A 24,475-nucleotide genomic window follows, 5' to 3' on the forward strand; every position below is an offset into this window, starting at 1 on the left:
CCAAAATTTTACTGGTAACTAGAAAATAATATAAAAATCTTTGATAAAGTCAATTTATTTTTAGTATTTCCTGTATATCAATTTCTATTTCTTGTTCATTTTTACTTCCATTAACTATATAAAAATTACCACTATTCTTATAATAATCTATTAACGGATATGTTTCTGTTTTATATACTTCAATTCTTTTTTTTATTACTTCTTCATTATCGTCTTTTCTATAGTCAAATGTACTTGAACCACAAACATCGCATACATTATCAGTTTTAGGCTGCAAGAAGTAACTATTATATATTTTATCGCAATTTTTACAACTATATCTTCCTAAAACTCTTTTAATTAATAATTCATCTGAAACATCAAAATATATTATTTTAATTTTTTCTTTAATAAATAATTCAAAGAATTTTGCTTGCTCTAAATTACGTGGATATCCATCTAATATATAGCCGTTTTTGTATTCAGAGGATAATAAAAAATTTTTAATTACTTGATTAACTATTTCATTAGGGATGAGCTCACCTTGCTTAACATAATTATTAATTAACTCTGCTGCACTAGTTGATGTTTTAATAATTGTTCTAAATATATCACCGATTGCTATATGTGGTAAATCATTTTTTTTAGCTATCTTTTTTCCTTGTGTTCCCTTTCCGGCTCCTGGAGGACCTAAAAAAATTACTATCACTATTTAAGCTCATTTTTAATTTTTTAATTTTACTTTCTTCATTAAACCTTCATACTTACTACTAAATAAGTAAGTTTGAATCTGAGTCATAGTATCAAGTACCACGTTCACTACAATTAAAAAACTCGTACCTCCTAACGAAAGAGAAATTACATACTTATTCATTAATAGCTCCGGAATTACACATATTACACTTAAATATATCCCACCTATAACCGTAAGCCTTGTAAGTATATAATCAAAATAATCAGATGTATTTTTCCCTGGTCTTTTACCCGGAATATAAGCACCGTATTTTCTTAAATTATTAGCAGTTTCTTCAGAATTAAATACTATTGCAGTATAAAAAAAACTAAAAAACATAATTAATGCTATATATAATAAAATATATACGGGTTTTCCATGCCCTAAGTAATAAGTAAGCATGCCCATAGTTTCTGAATTACTATTAGAAAAATTAGCAAGCGTAGCAGGAAATAGTAAAATTGAACTAGCAAATATTGGAGGTATTACACCAGAAGTATTTAATTTAAGAGGCATATGCGTTGCTTCCCCTCCATAAATTTTATTTCCTACTTGTCTTTTAGGATACTGCACCAATAATTTTCTTTGGGCCTTTTCAAAAAATATAATTATAGCTATTAATACAACTACTCCAATACAAGCAGCTAACGCTATTAAAGGCGATAATGCTCCTTTTCTTGATAATTCAAACATACTAATAATAGCACTAGGTACTCCTGAAATTATGCCTATAAATATAATTAAGGATGTACCGTTACCTATTCCGCGTTGTGTAATTTGTTCTCCTAACCACATTAATAGCATAGTGCCTACAACCAAAGTAATTACGGTTGTAACCCTAAAGAAAAGACCCGCTAAAATTACTACAGGACCTGTATTTGTTACAATCGACTCTAAACTTATAGCAACTCCATAAGCCTGAAAAGAAGCAAGCAGAACCGTTAAATATCTCGATAGCTGATTTACTTTTCTTTTACCTACTTCCCCTTCTTTTTTTAAATTTTCTAAAGGTTTATATGCAACTGACATTAATTGGATAATAATTGAGGCGGTAATATACGGCATAATTGCTAAAGCAAAAATAGACATTCTACCTAGCGATCCTCCGGATAGCATGTTGAACATTCCGAGTATTCCGGATTGATTCTTTTCAGCCACACTACTTAAAGCAATTGAATCTATGCCGGGTATAGGTATAAAAGACCCAAATCTACATACTATAAGAATGAGAATAGTAAAAACAATGCGACTAACTAAATCATTACCGGATTTTTTAGAAAAATTCTGCCTCATATACTATAATAATTTTCCACCTGCTTTTTCGATTAAATCCTTAGCTTTAGAAGAATAAGCATCTAATTTTAATGATAGGGGAGAAACAAAATCATCACTACAAATAGATAATAATTTCACTAATTTTTTATTATTTTTATTATTAACTACTCCAGCTTCTACCAATTTTTCTTTTGTAATAGTATCAGCAGCACTTAAACGCCCATCGGCTAATGCTTCTTCAATATTATAAATATTTATTATATTGTATTTTTTAGTTGAAATGCAATTAAATCCTCTTTTAGGTAGTCTTTTGATCATAGGTGTTTGACCACCTTCAAAACCTCTTATTGCAACGCCAGATCTAGATTTTTGACCTTTAATTCCTCTACCACCGGTTTTTCCTTTACCACTACCAATACCGCGTGCTATTCTTTTCTTATTTTTTTTAGCACCTATATTATTATATAATTCATTTAATTTCATTTAAAAACTCTAATTACATATTTTCTATTTTTAACAAATGCTTTACTTTTTCGACCATCCCTTTGATTGAATTAGTATTTTCAAGAATAACGCTCTTATTAATTTTGTTTAAACCAAGCCCAACTAATGTCAATCTTTGATCATACTTACGACCTATAGCACTTTTAATTTGAGTAATTTTTATATTATTATTCATAACTTCACCTATACTTAACGCAACATTATTCATTAACTTGAATATCAGAGTATTTTACAGATATTTCATTTACTTTTTTATCTCTTCTCATAGCAATAGATTTTGGTGATGCAAGTTTATTTAAGGCATCAAATGTTGCAGAAATCATTGCATAAACATTCGTTGAACCTATTGATTTAGCAACAATATCATGAACGCCTAAAGAATCAAAAATTGCTCTCATAGACCCTCCGGCTATAACGCCTGTACCTGCTTTAGCTCTTCTTAAAATCACTTTAGCAGCTCCGCTTTTACCGACAACGTCATGGTGAATGGTCCTATTTTGATATAACGGCACTTTCATCATTCTCTTTTTAGCGGCTTGTTTTGCTTTTCCTCGAGCTTCGTTTACTTCTTTAGCTTTTCCGTGCCCCGCTCCGACTCTGCCAGTTTTATCACCGACAACTACATAAGCAGAAAAAGCAAATCTTCTACCGCCTTTTACTACTTTTGTGACTCTATTTACATCAACTAAAACTTCGCTTAAAGTCTCTTCATTTTTTTTAACTTTAGACATTACTACAACCTTATAACCTAAAATTTTATTTTCTCTCTAGCTGCATCAGCTAGAGCTTTTACAACACCGTGATACTTATATCCGCCTCTATCAAATACTACTTCTTTTATCCCTACAGAATCAGCTTTTTTTGCTATTGCCTCACCTACTTTGATAGCATTTTCAATATTACAATGAGATTTTTTTAATTTTTTTATTTTCTCATCTAAAGTTGAAGCAGAAGCAATCGTTATAGCCTTAGCATCATCAATAATTTGTGCATATATATGTCTACCTGATTTAAATATCGACAATCTCACTCTATTAGATGTTTTAGATATTTTATGTCTTATTCTACTTCTTCTTTTTTCAAATTTTAGCTTAGCACTACGCATATTTAACTCTTAAATTTAATTTTTCTTACCTTCTTTACGCGGTATAAATTGATTTTCAAATTTAATTCCTTTTCCTTTATAAGGCTCAGGTGGTCTCTGTTTTATAATAATTGAGGCAAATTGTCCTAATTTTTCTTTATCTGTTCCCTCAAGAATAATAATATTTTGTTTAGGTACCTCTATTTTAATATCTGAAGGTATTTCAATTTTTGTATTATGGCTTTTAGCAAGCATTAAATTTAAATATTTACCTTTTACCATTGCTCTGTAACCGACTCCGTTAATTTCGAGTTTAAGCTTAAGCCCTTCTTTAACGCCGGTAACCATATTTGATATTATGCTTCTTGCAGTACCCCACATAGCACGTGCATTTTTATTTGCGGCTAAAGGTTTTACTAAAAGCTGATTTTCTGCCAATGAAATTGCTATATTACCTTTAAAAGTTTTTGATAATTCGCCTTTAGGTCCGGATATTTTTACTTCTAAATCATTTAAACCAACTTTTACACCTTCAGGTATAGTAATCGGCAATTTTCCAACACGTGACATTTTTTTACCTTAAAATACTTTACAAATTACTTCGCCGCCGACATTTTTGATATGAGCTTCTCTATCAGACATAACACCGTAAGGAGTAGAAAGAATATATATACCCATATTATTATAATATCCTTTCAAATCTTTAATAGCAGAATATACTCTTTTTCCAGGCTTTGACACTCTATGAATTTCACATATAGAAGCATCACCGTTTACGGAGTATTTTAAAGCTACCTCAGTATAACTAATATTATTTTTTTGAGTAGTTACGTAATCTTTTATATAACCCTCTTTTTGCAAAACATCTAAAATTGAAGTTTTAATTTTAGAACTAGGAAAAGAAACATTTATCAATTTGCTTTTATAAGCATTTCTAATTCTAGTTAACATATCTGCTACATTATCCGTCATTGACATATTATTTACCTATCGACTTTTACCAACTTGACTTAACTACACCGGGAACTAAGCCTCTACCTATTAATTCCCTAAGCTTATTCCTAGATATACCGAATTTTCTTGTAACACCTCTTGGTCTACCTGTAAGCTCACATCTATTTCTTATTCTAGTAGATGATGAATTTCTAGGTAATTGTGCAAGTGACATTACCAAAGCAAAACGCTCTTCTAATGAAATATTTTTATCATAAATTTTACTTTTTAGTGCTGAACGTTTATTATGTAAAGTTTGTGATTTTTTTTTCCTACTTTCGTTCTTTTTTATAGAACTTACTTTTGCCATTATATATATCCTAAAAATTAATTATAAAAAGGTAAATTAAACCCTGATAACAAAAACTTACTTTCTTTATCTGTTTTAGCAGATGTAACGATTGTAATATCCATACCTCTTATTGTATCGATTTTATCGTAATTAATTTCAGGAAAAACTATCTGCTCTTTTAATCCAAGAGTAAAATTTCCTTTACCGTCAAAACTTTTATAAGAAAAACCGCGAAATTCTTTAACACGAGGTAACGCAACAATTACTAGCCTTTCTAAAAAGTCATACATTCTATCTTTACGTAATGTAACCTTGCAGCCTATTTTCATACTTTCACGTAACTTAAAGGTTGCAATAGATTTTCTTGCTAACGTTACAACCGGCTTCTGACCGGAAATCAAAGTAAGATCATTTACCGCATTATTAATTACTTTAGAATCAGCTATCGCTTCCCCTACTCCCATATTTATAACAATTTTCTTAATTTGCGGTATTTCATGCTTATTTTTATAAGAAAATTCTTTTTGTAAGTTTTCAATAATTTTTTGCTGATATAATTCTTTAAATCTTAACATTATTTACCTTCCTTACCGATAATTTCCCCTGATTTCTTTGCTACTCTAACCTTAGAACCATCTTCTAAGAATTTAAAAGCTACTTTGGTAAGGTTACCAGTTTTTGGATCGATGTGTGCAATATTTGAGATATGTATAGGTAATTCTTTAGTTATTATCCCGCCTTCACTCATGTGATTAGGTTTAGTATGCTTTTTTACTAAATTTACTCCAGAAACAATTACTTTACTGTCCTCAGGAAAAACTTTTAATATTTTACCTTTTTTTCCTTTGTGCTTTCCGGTAATAACAACAACTTCATCACCTTTTTTTACTTTTAATTTAATCATTTATAACACTTCCTCTGCAAGCGACATTATTCTAACATATTTTTTCGCTCTAAGTTCTCTTGTAACAGGACCGAAAACTCTAGTACCGATAGGTTCATCTTGTTTATTCAAAAGCACTAATGCGTTTTTATCAAATTTTATTGTACTACCGTCAGGTCTTACTACTCCGGTCTTTGTACGAACAATCACGCCTTTATAAACATCACCCTTTTTAACCTTACCGCCGGGTATAGCTTCTTTAACAGATACAACTATAACATCACCCAGCTTTGCCGTCATATGGTGAGAGCCACCTAAAACTTTAATACACATAACTTTTTTAGCCCCGGAATTATCTGCAACTTCCAAGATGCTCTGCATTTGAATCATAAACTACTTCCAATTTTTTATACACGAGAGATAAAATAAACAATCTACCTTATAAAGTCAAAGATTAAAAAACTTTATTCCCCATTTACCACTAACCATGTTTTGGTTTTTGAGATAGGACGACTTTCAATTATACTAACTTTATCTCCTTCTTGATATTTATTTTCTGAATCATGAGCAGCATATTTTTTAGATACTTTCACGAACTTTTTATAAATAGGGTGCTTAAACTTTCTTTCTACTTTTACTGTAACCGTCTTATCAGCTTTTGAACTTATAACCACGCCTTGTAACACTCTTTTCGGCATTTTAATATTCCTCACTATTAGATCTTTTTGTTAATTCAGTTTTAATACGTGCTATAGACTTTTTGACTAACGAAAACCTACTAGTATTTTTTAACTCACCTAAAGCTTGTTGAAATCTTAAATTAAACAATTCTTTTTTTAAAAGATTAAGGTTTTTATAAAGCTCTTCTATTGTTTCGGTAGATAACTTACTTCTTAATAATTTTAAATCATTCATAACGTCTCACTATCCTTGTTCTAACAGGTAATTTTGCACTTGCAAGCTCCAAAGCTCTAAGTGCAACATTTTCTTCTACCCCTTCAATTTCAAACATAATTCTTCCAGGCGAAACTCTAACTGCAAAAAATTCAGGAGAACCTTTACCTTTACCCATTCTTACTTCGGCAGGCTTTTTAGAAACGGGAACATCCGGAAAAATACGAATCCATAATCTTCCTTGCCTTTTCATACATCTAGTAGCAGCTTTTCTTCCTGCTTCTATTTGTCTTGCAGTAACACGCCAACCGTCTATAGATTTTAGACCAAATGATCCAAAAGCGAGCGTTGTACCTGCTTTTGCTTTTGAAGCAACTCTACCTTTATGAGCTTTTCTAAATTTTTGTTTTTTCGGAGCTAACATTTTAATACTTAAAATTAATTATATCTTTTATTTTCTGTATATTCACCTTTGTAAATCCACACTTTAACCCCTATAACTCCATAAGTAGTTATAGCCTCAGCTGTTGAATAATCAATATCAGCTCTTAAAGTATGTAACGGCATTCTTCCTTCTATATACCACTCGGTTCTAGCAATTTCAGCACCTCCAAGTCGTCCTGAACAACTAACTCTTATACCTTGTCCACCTTGTTTAAATGAAGCATGAATTGCTGCTTTCATAGCTTTTCTAAAAGAAACTCTTTTTTCAAGCTGTAGTGCTATAGTTTGAGCTACTATAGCAGCATTTATATTAAATTTTCTAACTTCGTGGATATTTATATAAACTTCTTTTAAAGAAGTCATTTTCTCGATAGCTTTTTTTAGTTTATCAATTTCACTACCGTTTCTACCGATAATGATATTTGGTTTTTTGGCATTAATATTAATTATAATACTTTTATTAGAAGGACGTTCAATTAAAACTCTACTAACTTGAGCTTGATTAAAACCCTTATTTATTAAATCCCTAATTTTTAAATCTTGTATAAAAAGAGTTTTATAATGTTTTTCTGCATATAATATGGAATCCCAACCTTTAATTAAAGTCGGTCCAACTCTAAAACCATGTGCACAAACTTTCTGCCCCATTTTAATTATCCTCTTTTTCTGTAACAGTTATATAAAGATTACTAAAAAACTTATTGATTCTAGTTGCTCTTCCTTTTGCTCTTGGCATAACTCTTTTCATTACTAAAGCCTTACCTACGGTCGCCTTAGTAATAACCAATCTATCTATATCTAGACCTAAATTATTTTCAGCATTTGCAACAGCAGATTGTAAACAATTTTTTACAACTTTTGCAATTCTTTTAGGAGAAAAAGTTAATTGTACCAATGCTTCAGATACTTTCATATTTCTAATAAAAGCTGCAACTAAATTTAACTTCCTTGGACTTACTCTAATAGATTTAGCTTTTGCCGTAGCAAAATTTTTATTTTCCTGTACCATATAAATCTTTACTTTCTTTTGACTTTTTTATCTGCTCCATGACCGTGAAATGTTCTAGTAGGAGCAAACTCACCTAATTTTCTTCCAACCATTTCTTCATTTACAGAAACTGGAATAAATTTATTTCCATTATGAACAGAAAAGGTAAACCCTACAAAAATAGGCAGAATCGTTGATCTTCTAGACCAAGTTTTAATCATTTCAGATTTACCTGATTCCATTAATTTTTGAACTTTCTTTATTAAATAACCGTCTACAAAAGGCCCTTTCCATATTGAACGCGCCATACTAATACCTAATTAATTTAAAATCTATTTTCTTTTCTTTATGATAAATTTTGAAGTACGTTTATTTTTACGTGTCTTCTTACCCTTTGTTGGGAATCCCCAAGGAGTAACAGGATGGCGTCCTCCTGAAGTTTTACCTTCACCACCGCCATGAGGGTGATCTACAGGATTCATTGCTACACCTCTAACATGCGGTCTCCAACCGAGCCATCTATTTCTACCTGCTTTGCCTAAATTAATATTTTTTTGATCCGGGTTAGATATACTACCTATAGTAGCTTTACAATCTAAAGGTACTAACCTAAATTCACCTGATCTTAATTTAATCTGAGCATACCCTGAATCTTTACCCACTAGATCTACTGAAGTGCCTGCAGACCTTGCAATTTGACCACCCTTACCCACTTTCATTTCAACGTTATGTAAAGTAGTACCGATAGGAATGAATTTTAAAGGTAAACAATTTCCTATTTTTATATCAGCATCTTGGCTTGATATTACTCTATCACCTACAGATAATTTTTGCGGTGCTAGAATATAAGAATATTCCTCATCTTCATATTTTATCAAAGCAATAAAAGCAGTTCTATTAGGGTCATACTCTATTCTTTCAACAATAGCAGAAATATCTATTTTATTTCTTTTAAAATCAATAATACGATATAATTTTTTGTGTCCTCCACCTCTGTGCCAAGAAGTGACTCTACCTTGATTATTTCGTCCACCGGTTTTAGATATACCTTTGGTCAAAGATTTTAAAGGTCTGCCTTTCCATAAACTAGTTTTATCAACTTGAACTAACTCTCTAAGAGAAGGAGTAATTGGATTAAAGTTTTTTAAAGCCATTTATTTAATTCCTCCGGCAAAATCGATATTATGGTCTTTTTCTAATGTAACAATAGCTTTCTTTCTATTGATTTGAGTCCCTATAATTCCTTTGAATCTTTTCTTCTTACCTTTAACGTTTAAAATATTCACTTTTTTTACTTTTACTTTAAATATTTCTTCTATAGCCTTTTTAACGGTAAGTTTTTCAGCAAATTTATCTACATAAAAAGCGTATTTATTTTGTTCCGAAAGGGTTGTAGTTTTTTCTGTAATAATAGGTTTTCTAATTAAATCGTAATATTTATAAGAACTCATCTTAACCTCTCTTCTAAAACGCTTACTGCTTCTTGTGATAATAGGACATATTCATATCGTATTATATCATAAACATTTGCCCCTATTTGTGGAACAATCACAGTATTATAAATATTTTTTGCAGCTAAAGAAAAATTAGTATCTACTTCATTTCCATCTATTATAAAGAAACTTTTTCCTTGAAATTTGCTTAATATATTTACAAGAGCAGAAGTGTTAGGCTTATCTAGCGTTAAAGAATCTATTACTAATAATTTTCCTTCAGCGAATTTCTCGGATAAAGCATGAATTAAACCAAGTTTTCGTACTTTTTTAGGTAATTTTGTTGCATGACTACGTACTCTAGGTCCGTGAGCTACACCACCGCCACGCATCTGTACCGATCTAAGGGAGCCTTGTCTTGCATTACCTGTACCTTTTTGCTTAAAAGGTTTTTTTGTGGTTCCTGATACTTCTGATACTGTTTTAGTTTTATGGTTACCGGACATTGCTTTAGCTCTCTGCCAATCAATAACCTGCTTTATTATATCATCTCTGATAAATTCAACAGCAAATATATCTTCGTTTAAGCTAATCTCACCAACTTCTTCATTAGCAAGACTTAATATTTTAGTTTTCATCTTTATTTAACCTTATACAGTTTTATATAAAACTTTTATATAAATAATATTGCATGGTGCTTTGTTAATTTAATAATCTTTAACCTCAACAAACATATCTAAATATCTATTATACAGTTATTGAAATCTTTTTTATTGCATCTTTTACTGAAAGATACGAATTTTTGTGACCAGGTATACTACCCTGAATCATAATAAGCTTACGCTCTTTATCAACGGCAAATATTTTCAAATTTTGAATAGTAACTTGGTTACATCCCATATGACCAGCCATTTTTTTGCCTTTGAAAACCTTTCCTGGATCTTGTCTTTGTCCTGTAGAACCGTGGGAACGATGGGATATAGAAACACCGTGAGAAGCTTCAAGACCTCTAAAATTATGTCTTTTCATACTACCGGCAAACCCTTTACCTATAGTAGTTGCCGTTATATCCACAAATTGTCCTGCCGTAAAATGATCTACTTCTAGACTTGCTGCTATATCAATAAAATTCTCTTCAGAAATTCTAAATTCTTTTAATTTAGTTTTAGGAGATATTTTAGCATTAGCAAAAACTTGTTTCATAGGCTTAGTTACTCTAGATATCTTTTTATCTTTTATACCTATAACCAAAGCATTATATCCATGTTTTTCTAGAGTTTTATGCCCTACCACTTGACAATCATCAACTTTTACTAATGTCAAAGAAATTCTTTCTCCTTTATCATTAAAAACACTAGTCATCCCAATTTTTTGAGCAATTATACCGGTTCTCATTTATTCCCCACTCTCTAATTCAATCACTACATCAACACCTGCTGCTAAATCAACTTTACTTAAAGCATCAACAACCGCCGGATTCGGATCGTCTATAACTAATAATCTTTTATGCTTTCTAATTTCAAATTGCTCTCTTGACTTCTTATGTACATGAGGAGACCTATTTACGGTAAATCTTTCAATTTTTCTAGGTAAAGGAATAGGACCATTAATGTTAGCAAATGTTCTTTTAACAGCACTAACTATCTCTTTTGTAGCTTGATCAAGACTACGGTGATCAAATGATTTTAAACGAATTTTGATTTTATTTTTCATTCAGTAAACCTAATATTTAAACAGCAAGATGTTTTTCAGACACCTTAAAATATAAATACCTATTATTAAAAAATAATAGGTATTTATAAAATCAATTAATTATTTATTTTAGTTACTACGCCGGCACCTACTGTTCTACCACCTTCACGTATAGAGAATTTTAACCCTTCTTTCATAGCAATCGGTTTAATTAATTCCACTGTAAAAGTAGCATTATCTCCAGGCATAACCATCTGCTTATCAGCAGGCAATTTTATTGTACCGGTAACGTCTGTCGTTCTAAAATAGAACTGCGGACGATAGTCATTAGTGAACGGTGTATGACGCCCACCTTCTTCTTTACTAAGCACATATACTTCAGCTTCAAACTTATCATGTGGCTTTATACTACCGGGTTTCGCAAGCACTTGTCCTCTTTCCACTTCTTCTCTCTTTGTACCACGTAGTAACAGACCGACGTTATCTCCAGCTTGTCCTTCATCAAGTAATTTTCTAAACATTTCTACACCGGTACAGGTAGTTTTTTGTGTATCTTTAAGACCAACTATTTCAATTTCCTCACCTACCTTAATTATTCCAGATTCTATTCTACCGGTTACGACCGTACCTCTTCCTGAAATAGAAAATACATCTTCTATCGGCATTAAGAAAGGTTTGTCAGTTTCTCTAGTAGGTTGCGGTATATAGCTATCTACTACATCCATTAACTCATTAATAGCTTTTTCACCTTCAGGCTTTCCTTCTAAAGCTTGAAGTGCAGAACCTTTAATAATAGGTATTTCATCACCCAGGAAACCGTATTTTGATAATAATTCCCTTACTTCCATCTCTACTAGTTCTAATAGATCAGGATCATCCACCATATCTACTTTATTTAAGAATACTACCATAGCAGGTACACCTACCTGTTTTGCTAGTAATATATGCTCTCTAGTTTGCGGCATAGGACCATCAGCAGCAGAAACTACTAATATTGCACCGTCCATCTGAGCGGCACCGGTTATCATGTTCTTTACATAGTCAGCGTGTCCCGGACAATCTACGTGTGCATAGTGTCTATTTTTAGTCTCATATTCTACGTGTGCAGTAGAAATAGTTATACCTCTTTCTTTTTCTTCGGGAGCAGCATCAATTTGATCATACGCTGTAGCTTTTGCTCCACCTGTCTTAGCAAGTACTATAGTGATTGCTGCCGTTAAGGAAGTTTTACCGTGATCTACGTGGCCGATCGTACCTATATTAACGTGCGGTTTAGTTCGTTCAAATTTTGCTTTTGCCATGTTATTACTCTCTACAATTAGGTTTAATACAAGTTAATTTTTTATAAGTGCATTTTTTGCTAAATTTATTTGTTACCACTATCTCTGGAGCGGGTGATGGGAATTGAACCCACACAGCCAGCTTGGAAGGCTGGAACTCTACCATTGAGCTACACCCGCATTGTGGCACTGTTAATAAAATAATGTCAAAGCTATTTTGTTAACAATGCTATATCAATTTTATTTAGATTTATAAATATACACAATTATGTTTTATTTTTAAATAAAATTAAACATATATACATGAATCTTTTAAAATAAAATGATACGCTTCCCTGAACCATTTAAGTGGTGGAGGGAGAAGGATTCGAACCTTCGAACGCTTACGCGGGCAGATTTACAGTCTGCTGCCATTGACCACTCGGCCACCCCTCCTAAAGAACTTTACTGTATTAAATAGACTAATTCACTGTAAAATACAATATATAATTAGTATTAGGACTTAATAAAACTTATTGCCGAATCATCAAATAAACAAATAGCAGCTTGCACATTTATTTAGTTGTAACTTTCTATAATAAATAGTAGTTTCTGTCAAGAACAAATTACTGACGGTTTTCAATAAGATGCAAAATAAAAAACTTGATTCTAAAAATTGTTATTATATGTATGGGAAACATCCTGTATTTTCTGCTCTAAATAATCCAAAACGTCAAATTGACAATATTTTATGCACTAGGGAAATTTTTGATACAAACAAAAAATTAATAGGTACTAGATCTTATGAAATTGTTAATAACGATATTTTATCTAAATTACTGGAAAACCAAACACATCAAGGAATAGCTGCAAAAGTTAGACCAATTTTTTCTTACAATCTAGAGGACGTAGATATAAAAAACCCAAAATGTAAAATTGCGATTCTTGATCAAATAACAGACACACAAAATATTGGAGCAATTATTCGTAGTGCCGCTGCTTTTGATATAAATGCTATAATATTACCTCAAGATAATTCTCCGAATGAAAGCGGCAGCATTGCTAAAGCGGCTTGCGGTACTTTAGAATTAATACATATAATTAAAGTTACTAACTTACGCTCATGTATGAATTATCTTAAAAAACACGGCTTTTGGATTATAGGTCTGACAGGCTCTGCAAATGACTACTTTACCGATAAATTAATTTCCGACAAAATGGCATTAGTATTTGGCTCAGAAGATAAAGGCATGCGAAGATTAGTCGAAGAAACATGTGATTATCTAGCCAAAATCCCTATTTCTAAGAGAGTAGAAAGTCTTAATGTATCAAATGCCGCTTCTATAATTTTTCATTCATTACATAAATAATATTTTTAATAAATCAAATATTGTTTTTTATTTACTTCGATATAAATATTTAGTCTACTAAAATTAAAGTCATAAACTTTTATTATATCAATTAATTTGAGAGAAAAGTCATGAAAAGGAGACCAAATGAACAAATTATCGAGAGTTTTGAAAAACAATTAAACATATTTATAAATGAACTTACAGAAGAAGAGATAACAACGGATATATTAAATAATTTTTTTGATAAAGTGATCAATAACCTCAAGAATGAAAGATTAATTAATGATACTATATTTGATATATATCAAGGTAAAGCAGTAATTACTAAACCTATATATTCCGATTATATAGAATCTTCTGAACCTAAATATAACGAGCATTGGCAAAAATTTTATAGTTTTAATCGTAATCTTATGATAGAAAGCACATTAATATTTATTGCTAAGAATCTAAAAAAAGCTTCTTTAACAGACAAATTATATTATAGCTTTGCTAAATTAGCCCAGCAATTAGATTTGAATGTAGTAAGTGATCATTTTATGAAAAAAATAGACAATTATATAACATTTAACAATTTATGAAAAATTACAGAACCGAAAGCGATTCTTTTGGAGAAATTCAGATAGAAGAAAAATTTTATTGGGGGGCTCAAACTCAAAGATCTTTAGAAAATTTTAAAATAGGCAAACAAAAAATGCCTGAAATTTTAATTCGTGCTCTTGCTATTTTAAAAAAATGTGCAGCACAGGTTAATTATGAGTTTGGTGATTTAGAAGCTAAAATAGCTACAAGTATCGATAAAGCCACGGATAGAATCTTAGCAGGTGAATTTGATGATAATTTTCCTTTAGTAGTTTGGCAAACAGGTTCAGGTACACAAACAAACATGAATATGAACGAGGTTATTGCCTCTATTGCTAATGAAGAATTAACAAGCAAGAAAGGCGGCAAATCTCCAGTACATCCTAACGATCATGTTAATAAAGGACAATCATCCAACGACTCTTTTCCAACCGCTATGCATATAGCAACAATACTTGCAACTAAACAGCAACTTATACCGGCTTTGAATAATTTACTTACCTCTTTGCAAGACAAGTCAAAAGATTGGGATAAAATCATAAAAATAGGACGTACCCACTTGCAGGATGCAACTCCTTTAACTCTTAAACAGGAATTCTCCGGATATATTACACAAATAGAGTATGCTTTAGAACGCATAGAAGATGCACTAAAAAAAGTTTATCTACTTGCTCAAGGTGGAACGGCAGTCGGCACAGCTATTAACTCAAAAATAGGCTTTGATATAAAATTTGCCGAGAAAGTGGCAGAGTTTACTAAACAACCTTTTAAAACGGCTCCTAATAAATTTGAAAGTCTAGCTGCCCATGACGCGCTAGTAGAATTTTCAGGCACTCTTAATACTATAGCAGTTAGCTTAATGAAAATAGCAAATGATATAAGACTGCTCGGCTCCGGCCCAAGATGCGGTCTTGGTGAGCTGCATTTACCTGAGAATGAACCCGGCTCTTCGATTATGCCAGGTAAAGTAAACCCTACCCAAGTCGAAGCTTTAACAATGGTATGCATTCAGGTGATGGGAAATCATGTTACGGTTACTATTGCCGGCTCAAACGGACATCTTGAACTTAACGTATTTAAACCTGTAATAATATACAATATCCTACAATCTATAGAGCTGTTATCCGATAGCGTAAATAGCTTTGTTACTCACTGCGTTAAAGGATTAGAACCCAATATAGCACGCATTAATGATTTACGTGATAAATCTCTAATGCTTGTTACTGCTCTTAATCCGCATATAGGCTATGATAATGCTGCAAAAATTGCTAAAGAAGCACATAAGCTCGGAATAACTTTAAAAGAAGCAGCTAAAAAACTCAATCTTTTATCCGAAGAAGAATTTGATAAAATAGTAGTTCCTGAAAAAATGATTGGGTAATCTTAGGTTTTATATAAAAATATTAATATTATTGTACAAAATCTTATAAATAGGCTAATATTACAATTGTAGAAGTCAAGATTTAATCTTACAGACATTATAAAAATTATATCTGAATGTCTGATAAGTTATGACTGTCAGATGAGTATTCAAGATATAAGATTTCGTTATTCTTTTCAACAGCTAACTTTTTACTATCCATAAAAGTCTGCATAGGTGTTTTTCCATAGCAATATTTACCGGAATGCGGTCTTTCATTATTATAATATTCTAGCCAAATATCAAGATCTAGTTGTAGATCATCAAGATCAGTATAGATCTTTTTACGCATAGCAGTATCAAAGAATTCTTGTTTCATAGTTTTATTAAAACGTTCACACATACCATTTGTTTGAGGAGAATATGCTTTAGTAGTAGTATGCTCAATACCCTCAATGCTTAAGAACAATTCAAAAGCATGATGTTCTATATTACCTTTATACTCACCACCTCTATCAGTTAAAATACGAAGTACTGGTATTTGCTGACTCTCATACCATGGTAACACTCTATCATTAAGCATGTCAGCAGCGGTAAGTGCTGTTTTATCAGTATATAGTTTAGCCTCTGCAACCCGAGTGTAACTATCAATAAACACTTGAGAATATACCTTGTCTATGCCTTTAAAATTACCTACATAATATGTGTCTTGGCATCCTAGATAACCTGGATGCTGTGTATCAATCTCACCATGAGCTTCTTTCTCGCTACGCCGTTTCTCTAATACTTGTAACTGAGCTTCGGTAAGAACAATACCATCCTGAGCCATTTTGGCTTCTAATGCTTTAAGTCTTTTATTGATATTATTTAAATCATTACGTAGCCAAATAGATCTAACTCCTCCAGGTGATACAAGAATACCAGTCTTTTTAAGCTCATTTGATACTCGCAGCTGACCATAAGCGGGGTATTCTATTGCCATATCTAATACTGCTCTCTCTACGGCAGGATCAACTCTATTCGCTATAATTGGCTTCTTCCGACTAATCTCATATAATGCTTCTTCTCCTCCTGTTTCATATAACTCTTTAAACCTATAATAACTGTCTCTACTGTAACCCATAGCTTTATATGCTGACGATATACTACCAAGACTCCTAGCTAATTCTAGTAATCCTATTTTTGGCTTTATTATTTTTTGATTTAGATTCATCTCTAATCCTCCATTTAATATTATCTTAATTTTACTAAATGTAAGATTAAATCTCAACTATTACAGTTCCGCTATTAAAAGAAAACTTATCTTAAACTTTTCATAAAATACTGTGGAAATTTTTAGGCTTTGTGAAGAAAAATTTAATTATTTATATTTTTAGATATTTTTGAGCGAAAATTAATAAGATTTTTGCAGCAAATAGCTGTTCCTATTTCAAAAAAATCTTATAATTTGCAGCCAAAAAGAACAAAAATATAAATAATTAAATTTTTCTTCACACAGCCTTAATCTTTTATTATACTTAAACATTAATTATGTAAAATAAAAGAGTATCATGGTTTTAAACATAAAAGCTCCTGAAAATATAGTATTAAAGCCGACCATTACGGTTTTCGGCGTTGGGGGCGCAGGTAGTAATGCAGTAAATAATATGATTAGTGCTAATCTGCAAGGCGCTAATTTTGTAGTAGCTAATACTGATGCACAATCGCTTGAACATTCTTTATGCACTAACAAAATACAACTCGGTGTTTCTACGACTAGAGGTCTTGGAGCAGGAGCTTCTCCTGAGGTTGGAGCACTTGCTGCTCAAGAATCAGAAAGCGAAATTCGTAGTTACCTAGAAAGTAGCAATATGGTATTTATTACGGCAGGTATGGGCGGCGGTACAGGTACCGGTTCTGCACCGGTTATTGCATGCATTGCTAAAGAACTAGGCATCCTTACGGTTGGGGTAGTAACTAAACCTTTCCATTTTGAAGGCGGTCATCGTATGAAAACTGCCGATAAAGGACTTATTGAATTACAGCAATTCGTTGATACTTTAATTGTAATACCGAACCAAAATCTATTCCGTATTGCTAATGAACAAACGACGTTTGCCGATGCTTTCAAAATGGCAGATGACGTATTACATGCAGGCGTTAGAGGAGTAACAGATTTAATGATTATGCCAGGACTTATTAATCTTGATTTTGCCGACATTAAGGCAGTAATGAGCGAAATGGGTAAAGCAATGATGGGTACGGGTGAAGCTAGCGGCGAAGATAGAGCTATTAAAGCGGCAGAATCTGCAATTTCAAATCCGCTGCTAGATCATAGCTCAATGCGCGGTGCAAGAGGTGTATTAATCAATATTACCGGTGGTTCTGACATGACCTTATTTGAAGTTGACAACGCTGCTAATAGAATTAGAGAAGAAGTAGATAATCTTGATGCTAATATTATTTTCGGTTCAACATTTAATCCGGAATTAAAAGGAATTATCCGAGTATCGGTTGTTGCTACCGGTATTGATGCCGATAAAGTACCGACATATAAACCCGCAATAGCTGGAACTACCAACATAGTTCCTGAAGAAACTTATAATGAATCTATAGTACAACCTACACAAATAGAAGAAATTCCTGATTTTAACAGCTATAGTACCGAAAATATTGAAATTACCGACTCTCCAATAAATCAAAATTTTATCGGAAATGAAAAAGAGCTAGGGTTACATGCAAATAGTTTCAACAGATCTGAAGATGACTCACCAAAACCATCATTTTTAGGAAAAATATGGGGTTCTCTGCGTGCTTCAAATAATCAAACTTTAGAACGCAAAAACATTATTGTTAATACTCTAGATCAAGATAATAAGGAGTCTGATATTCATGACATACCGGCTTTTTTAAGAAAGAGACGAGATTAGATTAGAAAATGAATATAATTTCAGAACAGCATAAAAAAGAATTATTAGAAATAACTAAAAATTTTCCTGCAGATATTGCGTCACTAATAGATTATTTAGAAGAGAAATTACAAAATAAAATTGAATCTTATAAACCTTCACAATTAAAAGATTTTAAATTTTTTGTAATGAAAAGCTTTGCAGATGAAATTAACGATGTTAAAGATGATAATAAATATATTCAGGAACTACTAGAAGAATTACAAATAATATGGGAAGATTTATTTGAAGAAGAATTGCAAGGTCAACATATATATACTTTGGAGATTGGTGATACAACCCACTATACTGAATTAGATTTTACTGCATTAAATTATAATAATGTACAAAATACAGTAGAACCTAAATTTCCTGACTTTACTCAACAGGAGTTGTTAAGTATTTTTTCTTCCAATATACAAAATAATCATAATAATTGTATACCATTTCCTAAAGGAATAAACCTTGAAGAACAAGTTACCATAGATGTATTAAATAATTTATTATTATTAGGCGCTTATAATAAATGTAATTTTTTTGAATACAATAACGGATCAGAAATATATTTTAGATTACCTAATAACGAAAGGCTTGCCATGAAAGTTTTTAGTTTAAATAATCAGCCTATATTAAAAGAAAATAAATTTGAAAATGCTATATTATTTTTAAGTAAAAAAATAAACGAAAATGGTGATGTTAACTATAGTGAAGGCTTTAGTGCTGATATAGCCGAGGGCAAAATAAATTCTTCTTATATAACTCCTTTAGGCGAAATAATGGATTTTAATTAATTTAAAAAACAATCATATGCAAAATAAAATTGGTCATGCCTCCATATTGCAGTTACGCCTATTAAAAAGCTATACGTTCAATAAGAGTACCAATAACCTTATCATGAATATCCAATGACTTGGAAAGGCAGATTGTCTTACGTGCAAGCCTCTTGCATCTCGTTCTAAGGTTCAAGTTACTTCGTTCTATCCGTTGAGTGTATTTTTTACTGATAATATGTAATAGTTGAGATTTAATCTTACATTTAGTAAAATTAAGATAATATTAAATGGAGGATTAGAGATGAATCTAAATCAAAAAATAATAAAGCCAAAAATAGGATTACTAGAATTAGCTAGGAGTCTTGGTAGTATATCGTCAGCATATAAAGCTATGGGTTACAGTAGAGACAGTTATTATAGGTTTAAAGAGTTATATGAAACAGGAGGAGAAGAAGCATTATATGAGATTAGTCGGAAGAAGCCAATTATAGCGAATAGAGTTGATCCTGCCGTAGAGAGAGCAGTATTAGATATGGCAATAGAATACCCCGCTTATGGTCAGCTGCGAGTATCAAATGAGCTTAAAAAGACTGGTATTCTTGTATCACCTGGAGGAGTTAGATCTATTTGGCTACGTAATGATTTAAATAATATCAATAAAAGACTTAAAGCATTAGAAGCCAAAATGGCTCAGGATGGTATTGTTCTTACCGAAGCTCAGTTACAAGTATTAGAGAAACGGCGTAGCGAGAAAGAAGCTCATGGTGAGATTGATACACAGCATCCAGGTTATCTAGGATGCCAAGACACATATTATGTAGGTAATTTTAAAGGCATAGGCAAGGTATATTCTCAAGTGTTTATTGATAGTTACACTCGGGTTGCAGAGGCTAAACTATATACTGATAAAACAGCACTTACCGCTGCTGACATGCTTAATGATAGAGTGTTACCATGGTATGAGAGTCAGCAAATACCAGTACTTCGTATTTTAACTGATAGAGGTGGTGAGTATAAAGGTAATATAGAACATCATGCTTTTGAATTGTTCTTAAGCATTGAGGGTATTGAGCATACTACTACTAAAGCATATTCTCCTCAAACAAATGGTATGTGTGAACGTTTTAATAAAACTATGAAACAAGAATTCTTTGATACTGCTATGCGTAAAAAGATCTATACTGATCTTGATGATCTACAACTAGATCTTGATATTTGGCTAGAATATTATAATAATGAAAGACCGCATTCCGGTAAATATTGCTATGGAAAAACACCTATGCAGACTTTTATGGATAGTAAAAAGTTAGCTGTTGAAAAGAATAACGAAATCTTATATCTTGAATACTCATCTGACAGTCATAACTTATCAGACATTCAGATATAATTTTTATAATGTCTGTAAGATTAAATCTTGACTTCTACACGACCATAAAATTATACTATTTCTTACATTATGTTTTTTAAATACTCATTTATTAGCTGATACCGATAAGCGGTTAAAAGATATTGCGCCCTACCCTACGCCACTTGAACATCAAAAGCGTTATGTAATTCATTTACCTACAGAGTCTAATGAAGAAAAGCTAAAAGTAGAATTGCAAGCAACAAAAAATGCAATGAAAGATTGTAATCGTGTTTGGTTTGGCGGTAATCTGGAAACAAAAACTTTAGAAGGATGGGGATATAATTATTATATAATCGATCAAGTTAGCGATCACCCTGCTAGTACAATGATGGCGTGCCCTGGGATAAAAGCAACCATGCAACCGGTTAGTGTATTTTTAGGCGTTGAAATATTTTTAAGATATAATAGCAAAATACCTATCGTAGTATATGTTGAACTACATTACGTTATTTGGCATCAAAATGATATAATTAATTCTGCAAAGGAAGGTTAGTATTATAGATATCGTCATTGCAAGTAGCTGAAGTTGTTATTATATAGCTTCTATGTCATTCCTAGCTAGAAGCGGGAATCCAGCATAAAGCGAGATAAATCGAACTTTTAATTTTAAAAATTTGCTGTATTTATGCTTTTTTTCTGGATTCCCGCTTCTAGCTAGGAATGACATAGAATGCGGGAACTGTAGAAGTCAAGATTTAATCTTACAGACATTATAAAAATTATATCTGAATGTCTGATAAGTTATGACTGTCAGATGAGTATTCAAGATATAAGATTTCGTTATTCTTTTCAACAGCTAACTTTTTACTATCCATAAAAGTCTGCATAGGTGTTTTTCCATAGCAATATTTACCGGAATGCGGTCTTTCATTATTATAATATTCTAGCCAAATATCAAGATCTAGTTGTAGATCATCAAGATCAGTATAGATCTTTTTACGCATAGCAGTATCAAAGAATTCTTGTTTCATAGTTTTATTAAAACGTTCACACATACCATTTGTTTGAGGAGAATATGCTTTAGTAGTAGTATGCTCAATACCCTCAATGCTTAAGAACAATTCAAAAGCATGATGTTCTATATTACCTTTATACTCACCACCTCTATCAGTTAAAATACGAAGTACTGGTATTTGCTGACTCTCATACCATGGTAACACTCTATCATTAAGCATGTCAGCAGCGGTAAGTGCTGTTTTATCAGTATATAGTTTAGCCTCTGCAACCCGAGTGTAACTATCAATAAACACTTGAGAATATACCTTGCCTATGCCTTTAAAATTACCTACATAATATGTGTCTTGGCATCCTAGATAACCTGGATGCTGTGTATCAATCTCACCATGAGCTTCTTTCTCGCTACGCCGTTTCTCTAATACTTGTAACTGAGCTTCGGTAAGAACAATACCATCCTGAGCCATTTTGGCTTCTAATGCTTTAAGTCTTTTATTGATATTATTTAAATCATTACGTAGCCAAATAGATCTAACTCCTCCAGGTGATACAAGAATACCAGTCTTTTTAAGCTCATTTGATACTCGCAGCTGACCATAAGCGGGGTATTCTATTGCCATATCTAATACTGCTCTCTCTACGGCAGGATCAACTCTATTCGCTATAATTGGCTTCTTCCGACTAATCTCATATAATGCTTCTTCTCCTCCTGTTTCATATAACTCTTTAAACCTATAATAACTGTCTCTACTGTAGCCCATAGCTTTACATGCTGACGATATACTACCAAGACTCCTAGCTAATTCTAGTAATCCTATTTTTGGCTTTATTATTTTTTGATTTAGATTCATCTCTAATCCTCCATTTAATATTATCTTAATTTTACTAAATGTAAGATTAAATCTCAACTATTACATAAATCAACTCTTTTTAGTCAATGCCTAAATTACTCAACATCTTCCTCTGCAGCTTCAACTTCTTGCACTTCCGGTACAAAATGTTTAAGCATGGATTCAATGCCGTTTTTTAAGGTAATAGTAGAACTCGGGCATCCAAGGCAAGCACCACGAAGTGCTAATTTAACTACACCGTTTTCAAAGCCTTTATATATTATGTCACCACCATCTTGTGCAACAGATGGTCGCACTCTAGTTTCAATAATCTCTACGATTTGCTTCTCTATTTCCGAAAGCCCATCAAGGTTATTATGTACATTATCTGCTTTTGTACTTTCTTCAAATACCGGAAATCCCGAAACAAAATGATCCATAATAACCATTAAAACTTCAGGCTTTATAACTTGCCAATTACTTTCAGCTTGCTTAGTCACCGTTATAAAATCACTACCAAAAAATACTGATTTCACATTATTAATATAAAATAGTGACTCTGCAAGTTTGCTTCTTCCTTTAATTTCAGCAATATCGCTAAAAAATACCGGCTGTTCACTACTTATTTCCTGCCCCGGGAAAAACTTTATTGCATCAGGGTTGGGAGTATCTTCAGTTTGAATAAACATAATTAAAGTACACTAATAAATTTGTTGATTATTATAAATCGATAGTACCGTTTTTACAATAGACTTCTTGCATAACTTGCTTCTAAGAGTAATTTGTGCGTCGATCCGGTACTCGCATCCTCACGTACTAAAGTGTACGCTGCAGTGGCAAGCACTCCCGTGTATCCTACAAATTCCTCCTTATTAGCTACGTTATGCAAGAAGTCTAATATATTTGTATTTATCTTGGATATTGTTGTATGGCACTGTTAACAAAATAATTTTAAAGCTATTTTGTTAACAGTACCATAGCAACTTTTTAATTTATCGTTGATTTTATTAAAATAAGTTATTATTTTAATATATTACTAACTACTGCTAGATTATTATGCCTAAAAAATTACTACAAGAAAAGGTGATATATATACTATTGATACTAAATTTATTTAAGAGCGTTATAAATAAGAACACTAGTGAAGCCTTTTGTTATATTTCACAATTTAATTTTCCTCTTTCTGACAATATAAAAACAATACGTTATTTTGCTATCGATGAAGATAAACCAAATAATGTTAGAATATTAAATAATGTTGGAACATCTCATAGTACCTTGTCTTTAATTGCGGTTATTAATAATGGTCTTGAAATGCTTAATTTATTAATAAATTTTGGATTTGATATAAATAGCCATAGTGGAATAAACTATATTACCCCTTTAGGGCTTGCGGCAGACAAAAGATATAAAGAGATAGTAAAATTGCTTTGTGAGCGAGATGATATTAAGGTTCAAAATGCATTATATTATGCGATTAGAGGAGAAAACAAAAGCATAGAAATAATAGATCTTTTAGTACAAAAAGGTGCAATCATTAAGCCAGAGCATATTGAATTGGCAATTAGTCATTCAAATTTAAGTGTATTTGAATATTTATTTGAGAAGAAATTACCGGATATTGAAAAAAATAATTTAAAACTTATCGGTTCATCACCGGCTATCTCATCCATTGATTATATATTAGGTGAAGCTTCAAAATATCAAAATACAGAGGTAATAAAATTTTTATTAAGTAGTGGATATAAACCTGAACAAAAATATATTGATGAATTTTTTGTATCAGCTGCAGACAATGGACGTCTAAAAACTTGTATTATACAAAAGCTAATATAG

General features: G+C 31.8%; 35 protein-coding genes, 2 tRNA genes and 2 pseudogenes. 8 read left to right on the forward strand and 31 right to left on the reverse strand.

Annotated elements, in window-relative coordinates; all coding sequences use genetic code 11:
• Positions 1 to 49: 49 nt before the first annotated feature.
• The 26 genes from AC0ODJ_RS07910 to AC0ODJ_RS08035 all read right to left on the reverse strand — a co-directional run bounded on the left by AC0ODJ_RS07910 (position 50) and on the right by AC0ODJ_RS08035 (position 12,909).
• Entirely contained in the window at positions 50 to 688 is a 639-nt protein-coding gene (locus AC0ODJ_RS07910) for an adenylate kinase (protein WP_218461034.1), read from the reverse strand.
• A 15-nt stretch (positions 689 to 703) separates the two neighbouring features.
• The gene (secY, locus tag AC0ODJ_RS07915; RefSeq protein ID WP_474465912.1) at positions 704 to 2,005 is read right to left on the reverse strand and encodes a preprotein translocase subunit SecY; all 1,302 of its coding nucleotides are present in this window, start codon (positions 2,003 to 2,005) and stop codon (positions 704 to 706) included.
• A 3-nt stretch (positions 2,006 to 2,008) separates the two neighbouring features.
• The gene (gene rplO, locus AC0ODJ_RS07920; RefSeq protein WP_218461032.1) at positions 2,009 to 2,470 is read right to left on the reverse strand and encodes a 50S ribosomal protein L15; all 462 of its coding nucleotides are present in this window, start codon (positions 2,468 to 2,470) and stop codon (positions 2,009 to 2,011) included.
• A 13-nt stretch (positions 2,471 to 2,483) separates the two neighbouring features.
• Positions 2,484 to 2,666 carry a 50S ribosomal protein L30 gene (rpmD, locus tag AC0ODJ_RS07925; protein WP_218461038.1) on the reverse strand — a complete coding sequence of 61 codons (183 nt, stop codon included), beginning with the start codon at positions 2,664 to 2,666 and terminating at the stop codon, positions 2,484 to 2,486.
• A gap of 25 nt (positions 2,667 to 2,691) precedes the next feature.
• Positions 2,692 to 3,222 carry a 30S ribosomal protein S5 gene (rpsE, locus tag AC0ODJ_RS07930; protein WP_218461031.1) on the reverse strand — a complete coding sequence of 177 codons (531 nt, stop codon included), beginning with the start codon at positions 3,220 to 3,222 and terminating at the stop codon, positions 2,692 to 2,694.
• 17 nt (positions 3,223 to 3,239) lie between these two features.
• The gene (gene rplR, locus AC0ODJ_RS07935; RefSeq protein WP_218461030.1) at positions 3,240 to 3,596 is read right to left on the reverse strand and encodes a 50S ribosomal protein L18; all 357 of its coding nucleotides are present in this window, start codon (positions 3,594 to 3,596) and stop codon (positions 3,240 to 3,242) included.
• Positions 3,597 to 3,611: 15 nt separating this feature from the next.
• Positions 3,612 to 4,145: a 50S ribosomal protein L6 gene (rplF, locus tag AC0ODJ_RS07940; RefSeq protein WP_218461029.1), complete on the reverse strand. Its 534-nt coding sequence runs from the start codon at positions 4,143 to 4,145 to the stop codon at positions 3,612 to 3,614.
• A 9-nt stretch (positions 4,146 to 4,154) separates the two neighbouring features.
• Complete coding sequence (gene rpsH / locus AC0ODJ_RS07945; RefSeq protein WP_011270641.1) at positions 4,155 to 4,553, reverse strand: 30S ribosomal protein S8; 399 nt, start codon at positions 4,551 to 4,553, stop codon at positions 4,155 to 4,157.
• Positions 4,554 to 4,572: 19 nt separating this feature from the next.
• On the reverse strand, positions 4,573 to 4,878 hold the full coding sequence (rpsN, locus tag AC0ODJ_RS07950) for a 30S ribosomal protein S14 (protein ID WP_218461028.1): 306 nt from the start codon (positions 4,876 to 4,878) through the stop codon (positions 4,573 to 4,575).
• Between the two features lie 17 nt (positions 4,879 to 4,895).
• Complete coding sequence (gene rplE / locus AC0ODJ_RS07955; RefSeq protein ID WP_218461027.1) at positions 4,896 to 5,435, reverse strand: 50S ribosomal protein L5; 540 nt, start codon at positions 5,433 to 5,435, stop codon at positions 4,896 to 4,898.
• A complete protein-coding gene (gene rplX, locus AC0ODJ_RS07960) occupies positions 5,435 to 5,764 on the reverse strand; it encodes a 50S ribosomal protein L24 (RefSeq protein WP_218461026.1) in 330 nt (109 codons plus the stop codon). Before rplX ends, rplE begins: the two co-directional genes overlap by 1 nt.
• Entirely contained in the window at positions 5,765 to 6,133 is a 369-nt protein-coding gene (gene rplN, locus AC0ODJ_RS07965; protein ID WP_218461025.1) for a 50S ribosomal protein L14, read from the reverse strand.
• Between the two features lie 74 nt (positions 6,134 to 6,207).
• Positions 6,208 to 6,441 (reverse strand): 30S ribosomal protein S17, encoded by a 234-nt coding sequence (gene rpsQ / locus AC0ODJ_RS07970; protein ID WP_039594825.1) that lies wholly within the window; start codon positions 6,439 to 6,441, stop codon positions 6,208 to 6,210.
• 1 nt (position 6,442) lies between these two features.
• Complete coding sequence (rpmC, locus tag AC0ODJ_RS07975) at positions 6,443 to 6,658, reverse strand: 50S ribosomal protein L29 (protein WP_004596213.1); 216 nt, start codon at positions 6,656 to 6,658, stop codon at positions 6,443 to 6,445.
• On the reverse strand, positions 6,651 to 7,061 hold the full coding sequence (gene rplP / locus AC0ODJ_RS07980; RefSeq protein ID WP_011270636.1) for a 50S ribosomal protein L16: 411 nt from the start codon (positions 7,059 to 7,061) through the stop codon (positions 6,651 to 6,653). Before rplP ends, rpmC begins: the two co-directional genes overlap by 8 nt.
• Before the next feature lie 14 nt (positions 7,062 to 7,075).
• Positions 7,076 to 7,729: a 30S ribosomal protein S3 gene (gene rpsC, locus AC0ODJ_RS07985; RefSeq protein WP_218461024.1), complete on the reverse strand. Its 654-nt coding sequence runs from the start codon at positions 7,727 to 7,729 to the stop codon at positions 7,076 to 7,078.
• Position 7,730: 1 nt separating this feature from the next.
• A complete protein-coding gene (gene rplV, locus AC0ODJ_RS07990) occupies positions 7,731 to 8,090 on the reverse strand; it encodes a 50S ribosomal protein L22 (RefSeq protein WP_010421669.1) in 360 nt (119 codons plus the stop codon).
• An 8-nt stretch (positions 8,091 to 8,098) separates the two neighbouring features.
• Positions 8,099 to 8,377 (reverse strand): 30S ribosomal protein S19, encoded by a 279-nt coding sequence (gene rpsS / locus AC0ODJ_RS07995; protein ID WP_008580964.1) that lies wholly within the window; start codon positions 8,375 to 8,377, stop codon positions 8,099 to 8,101.
• A 24-nt stretch (positions 8,378 to 8,401) separates the two neighbouring features.
• Positions 8,402 to 9,223, reverse strand: a complete 822-nt coding sequence (rplB, locus tag AC0ODJ_RS08000; protein WP_218461023.1) for a 50S ribosomal protein L2 — start codon at positions 9,221 to 9,223, stop codon at positions 8,402 to 8,404.
• Positions 9,224 to 9,520, reverse strand: a complete 297-nt coding sequence (rplW, locus tag AC0ODJ_RS08005; protein ID WP_011270632.1) for a 50S ribosomal protein L23 — start codon at positions 9,518 to 9,520, stop codon at positions 9,224 to 9,226.
• Complete coding sequence (gene rplD, locus AC0ODJ_RS08010; protein ID WP_218461022.1) at positions 9,517 to 10,140, reverse strand: 50S ribosomal protein L4; 624 nt, start codon at positions 10,138 to 10,140, stop codon at positions 9,517 to 9,519. Before rplD ends, rplW begins: the two co-directional genes overlap by 4 nt.
• 109 nt (positions 10,141 to 10,249) lie before the next feature.
• Entirely contained in the window at positions 10,250 to 10,897 is a 648-nt protein-coding gene (gene rplC, locus AC0ODJ_RS08015; protein WP_218461021.1) for a 50S ribosomal protein L3, read from the reverse strand.
• The gene (gene rpsJ, locus AC0ODJ_RS08020; RefSeq protein ID WP_011270629.1) at positions 10,898 to 11,215 is read right to left on the reverse strand and encodes a 30S ribosomal protein S10; all 318 of its coding nucleotides are present in this window, start codon (positions 11,213 to 11,215) and stop codon (positions 10,898 to 10,900) included.
• A gap of 95 nt (positions 11,216 to 11,310) precedes the next feature.
• The gene (gene tuf, locus AC0ODJ_RS08025; protein ID WP_218461020.1) at positions 11,311 to 12,495 is read right to left on the reverse strand and encodes an elongation factor Tu; all 1,185 of its coding nucleotides are present in this window, start codon (positions 12,493 to 12,495) and stop codon (positions 11,311 to 11,313) included.
• Positions 12,496 to 12,580: 85 nt separating this feature from the next.
• Positions 12,581 to 12,654, reverse strand: a tRNA-Gly gene (locus tag AC0ODJ_RS08030).
• Between the two features lie 169 nt (positions 12,655 to 12,823).
• Positions 12,824 to 12,909 (reverse strand) — tRNA-Tyr (locus AC0ODJ_RS08035).
• Between the two features lie 191 nt (positions 12,910 to 13,100).
• Between AC0ODJ_RS08035 and rlmB the strand changes: the two genes are divergently transcribed.
• The 3 genes from rlmB to fumC all read left to right on the forward strand — a co-directional run bounded on the left by rlmB (position 13,101) and on the right by fumC (position 15,768).
• Complete coding sequence (gene rlmB, locus AC0ODJ_RS08040; protein WP_218461019.1) at positions 13,101 to 13,823, forward strand: 23S rRNA (guanosine(2251)-2'-O)-methyltransferase RlmB; 723 nt, start codon at positions 13,101 to 13,103, stop codon at positions 13,821 to 13,823.
• A 110-nt stretch (positions 13,824 to 13,933) separates the two neighbouring features.
• Positions 13,934 to 14,386, forward strand: a complete 453-nt coding sequence (locus AC0ODJ_RS08045; protein ID WP_218461018.1) for a hypothetical protein — start codon at positions 13,934 to 13,936, stop codon at positions 14,384 to 14,386.
• Positions 14,383 to 15,768 (forward strand): class II fumarate hydratase, encoded by a 1,386-nt coding sequence (fumC, locus tag AC0ODJ_RS08050; protein ID WP_218461017.1) that lies wholly within the window; start codon positions 14,383 to 14,385, stop codon positions 15,766 to 15,768. The genes AC0ODJ_RS08045 and fumC overlap by 4 nt, the downstream gene beginning before the upstream one ends.
• Before the next feature lie 106 nt (positions 15,769 to 15,874).
• Here the strand turns inward: fumC and AC0ODJ_RS08055 are convergent, their stop codons facing one another.
• The gene (locus tag AC0ODJ_RS08055; protein ID WP_474465620.1) at positions 15,875 to 16,960 is read right to left on the reverse strand and encodes an IS481 family transposase; all 1,086 of its coding nucleotides are present in this window, start codon (positions 16,958 to 16,960) and stop codon (positions 15,875 to 15,877) included.
• Positions 16,961 to 17,297: 337 nt separating this feature from the next.
• Here AC0ODJ_RS08055 and ftsZ point away from each other — a divergent pair, with 337 nt between their 5' ends.
• Both ftsZ and AC0ODJ_RS08065 read left to right on the forward strand, forming a co-directional pair.
• Positions 17,298 to 18,656 (forward strand): cell division protein FtsZ, encoded by a 1,359-nt coding sequence (gene ftsZ / locus AC0ODJ_RS08060; RefSeq protein ID WP_218460624.1) that lies wholly within the window; start codon positions 17,298 to 17,300, stop codon positions 18,654 to 18,656.
• Between the two features lie 275 nt (positions 18,657 to 18,931).
• Positions 18,932 to 19,465, forward strand: a complete 534-nt coding sequence (locus AC0ODJ_RS08065; RefSeq protein WP_256621353.1) for a hypothetical protein — start codon at positions 18,932 to 18,934, stop codon at positions 19,463 to 19,465.
• Between the two features lie 61 nt (positions 19,466 to 19,526).
• Here AC0ODJ_RS08065 and AC0ODJ_RS08070 read toward each other — a convergent pair.
• Positions 19,527 to 19,685: pseudogene (locus tag AC0ODJ_RS08070) on the reverse strand (IS1 family transposase); the annotation flags it as partial.
• Between the two features lie 63 nt (positions 19,686 to 19,748).
• Here AC0ODJ_RS08070 and AC0ODJ_RS08075 point away from each other — a divergent pair.
• Complete coding sequence (locus AC0ODJ_RS08075; protein WP_121834048.1) at positions 19,749 to 20,834, forward strand: IS481 family transposase; 1,086 nt, start codon at positions 19,749 to 19,751, stop codon at positions 20,832 to 20,834.
• Positions 20,835 to 20,886: 52 nt separating this feature from the next.
• Complete coding sequence (eco, locus tag AC0ODJ_RS08080; RefSeq protein ID WP_474466015.1) at positions 20,887 to 21,348, forward strand: serine protease inhibitor ecotin; 462 nt, start codon at positions 20,887 to 20,889, stop codon at positions 21,346 to 21,348.
• Positions 21,349 to 21,574: 226 nt separating this feature from the next.
• On the opposite strand, the gene AC0ODJ_RS08085 is transcribed toward eco, so the two are convergent.
• The 3 genes and pseudogenes from AC0ODJ_RS08085 to AC0ODJ_RS08095 all read right to left on the reverse strand — a co-directional run.
• On the reverse strand, positions 21,575 to 22,660 hold the full coding sequence (locus AC0ODJ_RS08085) for an IS481 family transposase (protein ID WP_127896995.1): 1,086 nt from the start codon (positions 22,658 to 22,660) through the stop codon (positions 21,575 to 21,577).
• A gap of 95 nt (positions 22,661 to 22,755) precedes the next feature.
• Positions 22,756 to 23,328 carry a NifU family protein gene (locus AC0ODJ_RS08090; RefSeq protein WP_218460239.1) on the reverse strand — a complete coding sequence of 191 codons (573 nt, stop codon included), beginning with the start codon at positions 23,326 to 23,328 and terminating at the stop codon, positions 22,756 to 22,758.
• A 56-nt stretch (positions 23,329 to 23,384) separates the two neighbouring features.
• Positions 23,385 to 23,561 (reverse strand): annotated as a pseudogene (locus AC0ODJ_RS08095) (palindromic element RPE1 domain-containing protein); the annotation flags it as partial.
• Between the two features lie 134 nt (positions 23,562 to 23,695).
• Between AC0ODJ_RS08095 and AC0ODJ_RS08100 the strand changes: the two are divergent.
• The gene (locus AC0ODJ_RS08100) at positions 23,696 to 24,475 is read left to right on the forward strand and encodes an ankyrin repeat domain-containing protein (protein ID WP_218460240.1); all 780 of its coding nucleotides are present in this window, start codon (positions 23,696 to 23,698) and stop codon (positions 24,473 to 24,475) included.

Source organism: Rickettsia senegalensis (assembly GCF_056135685.1).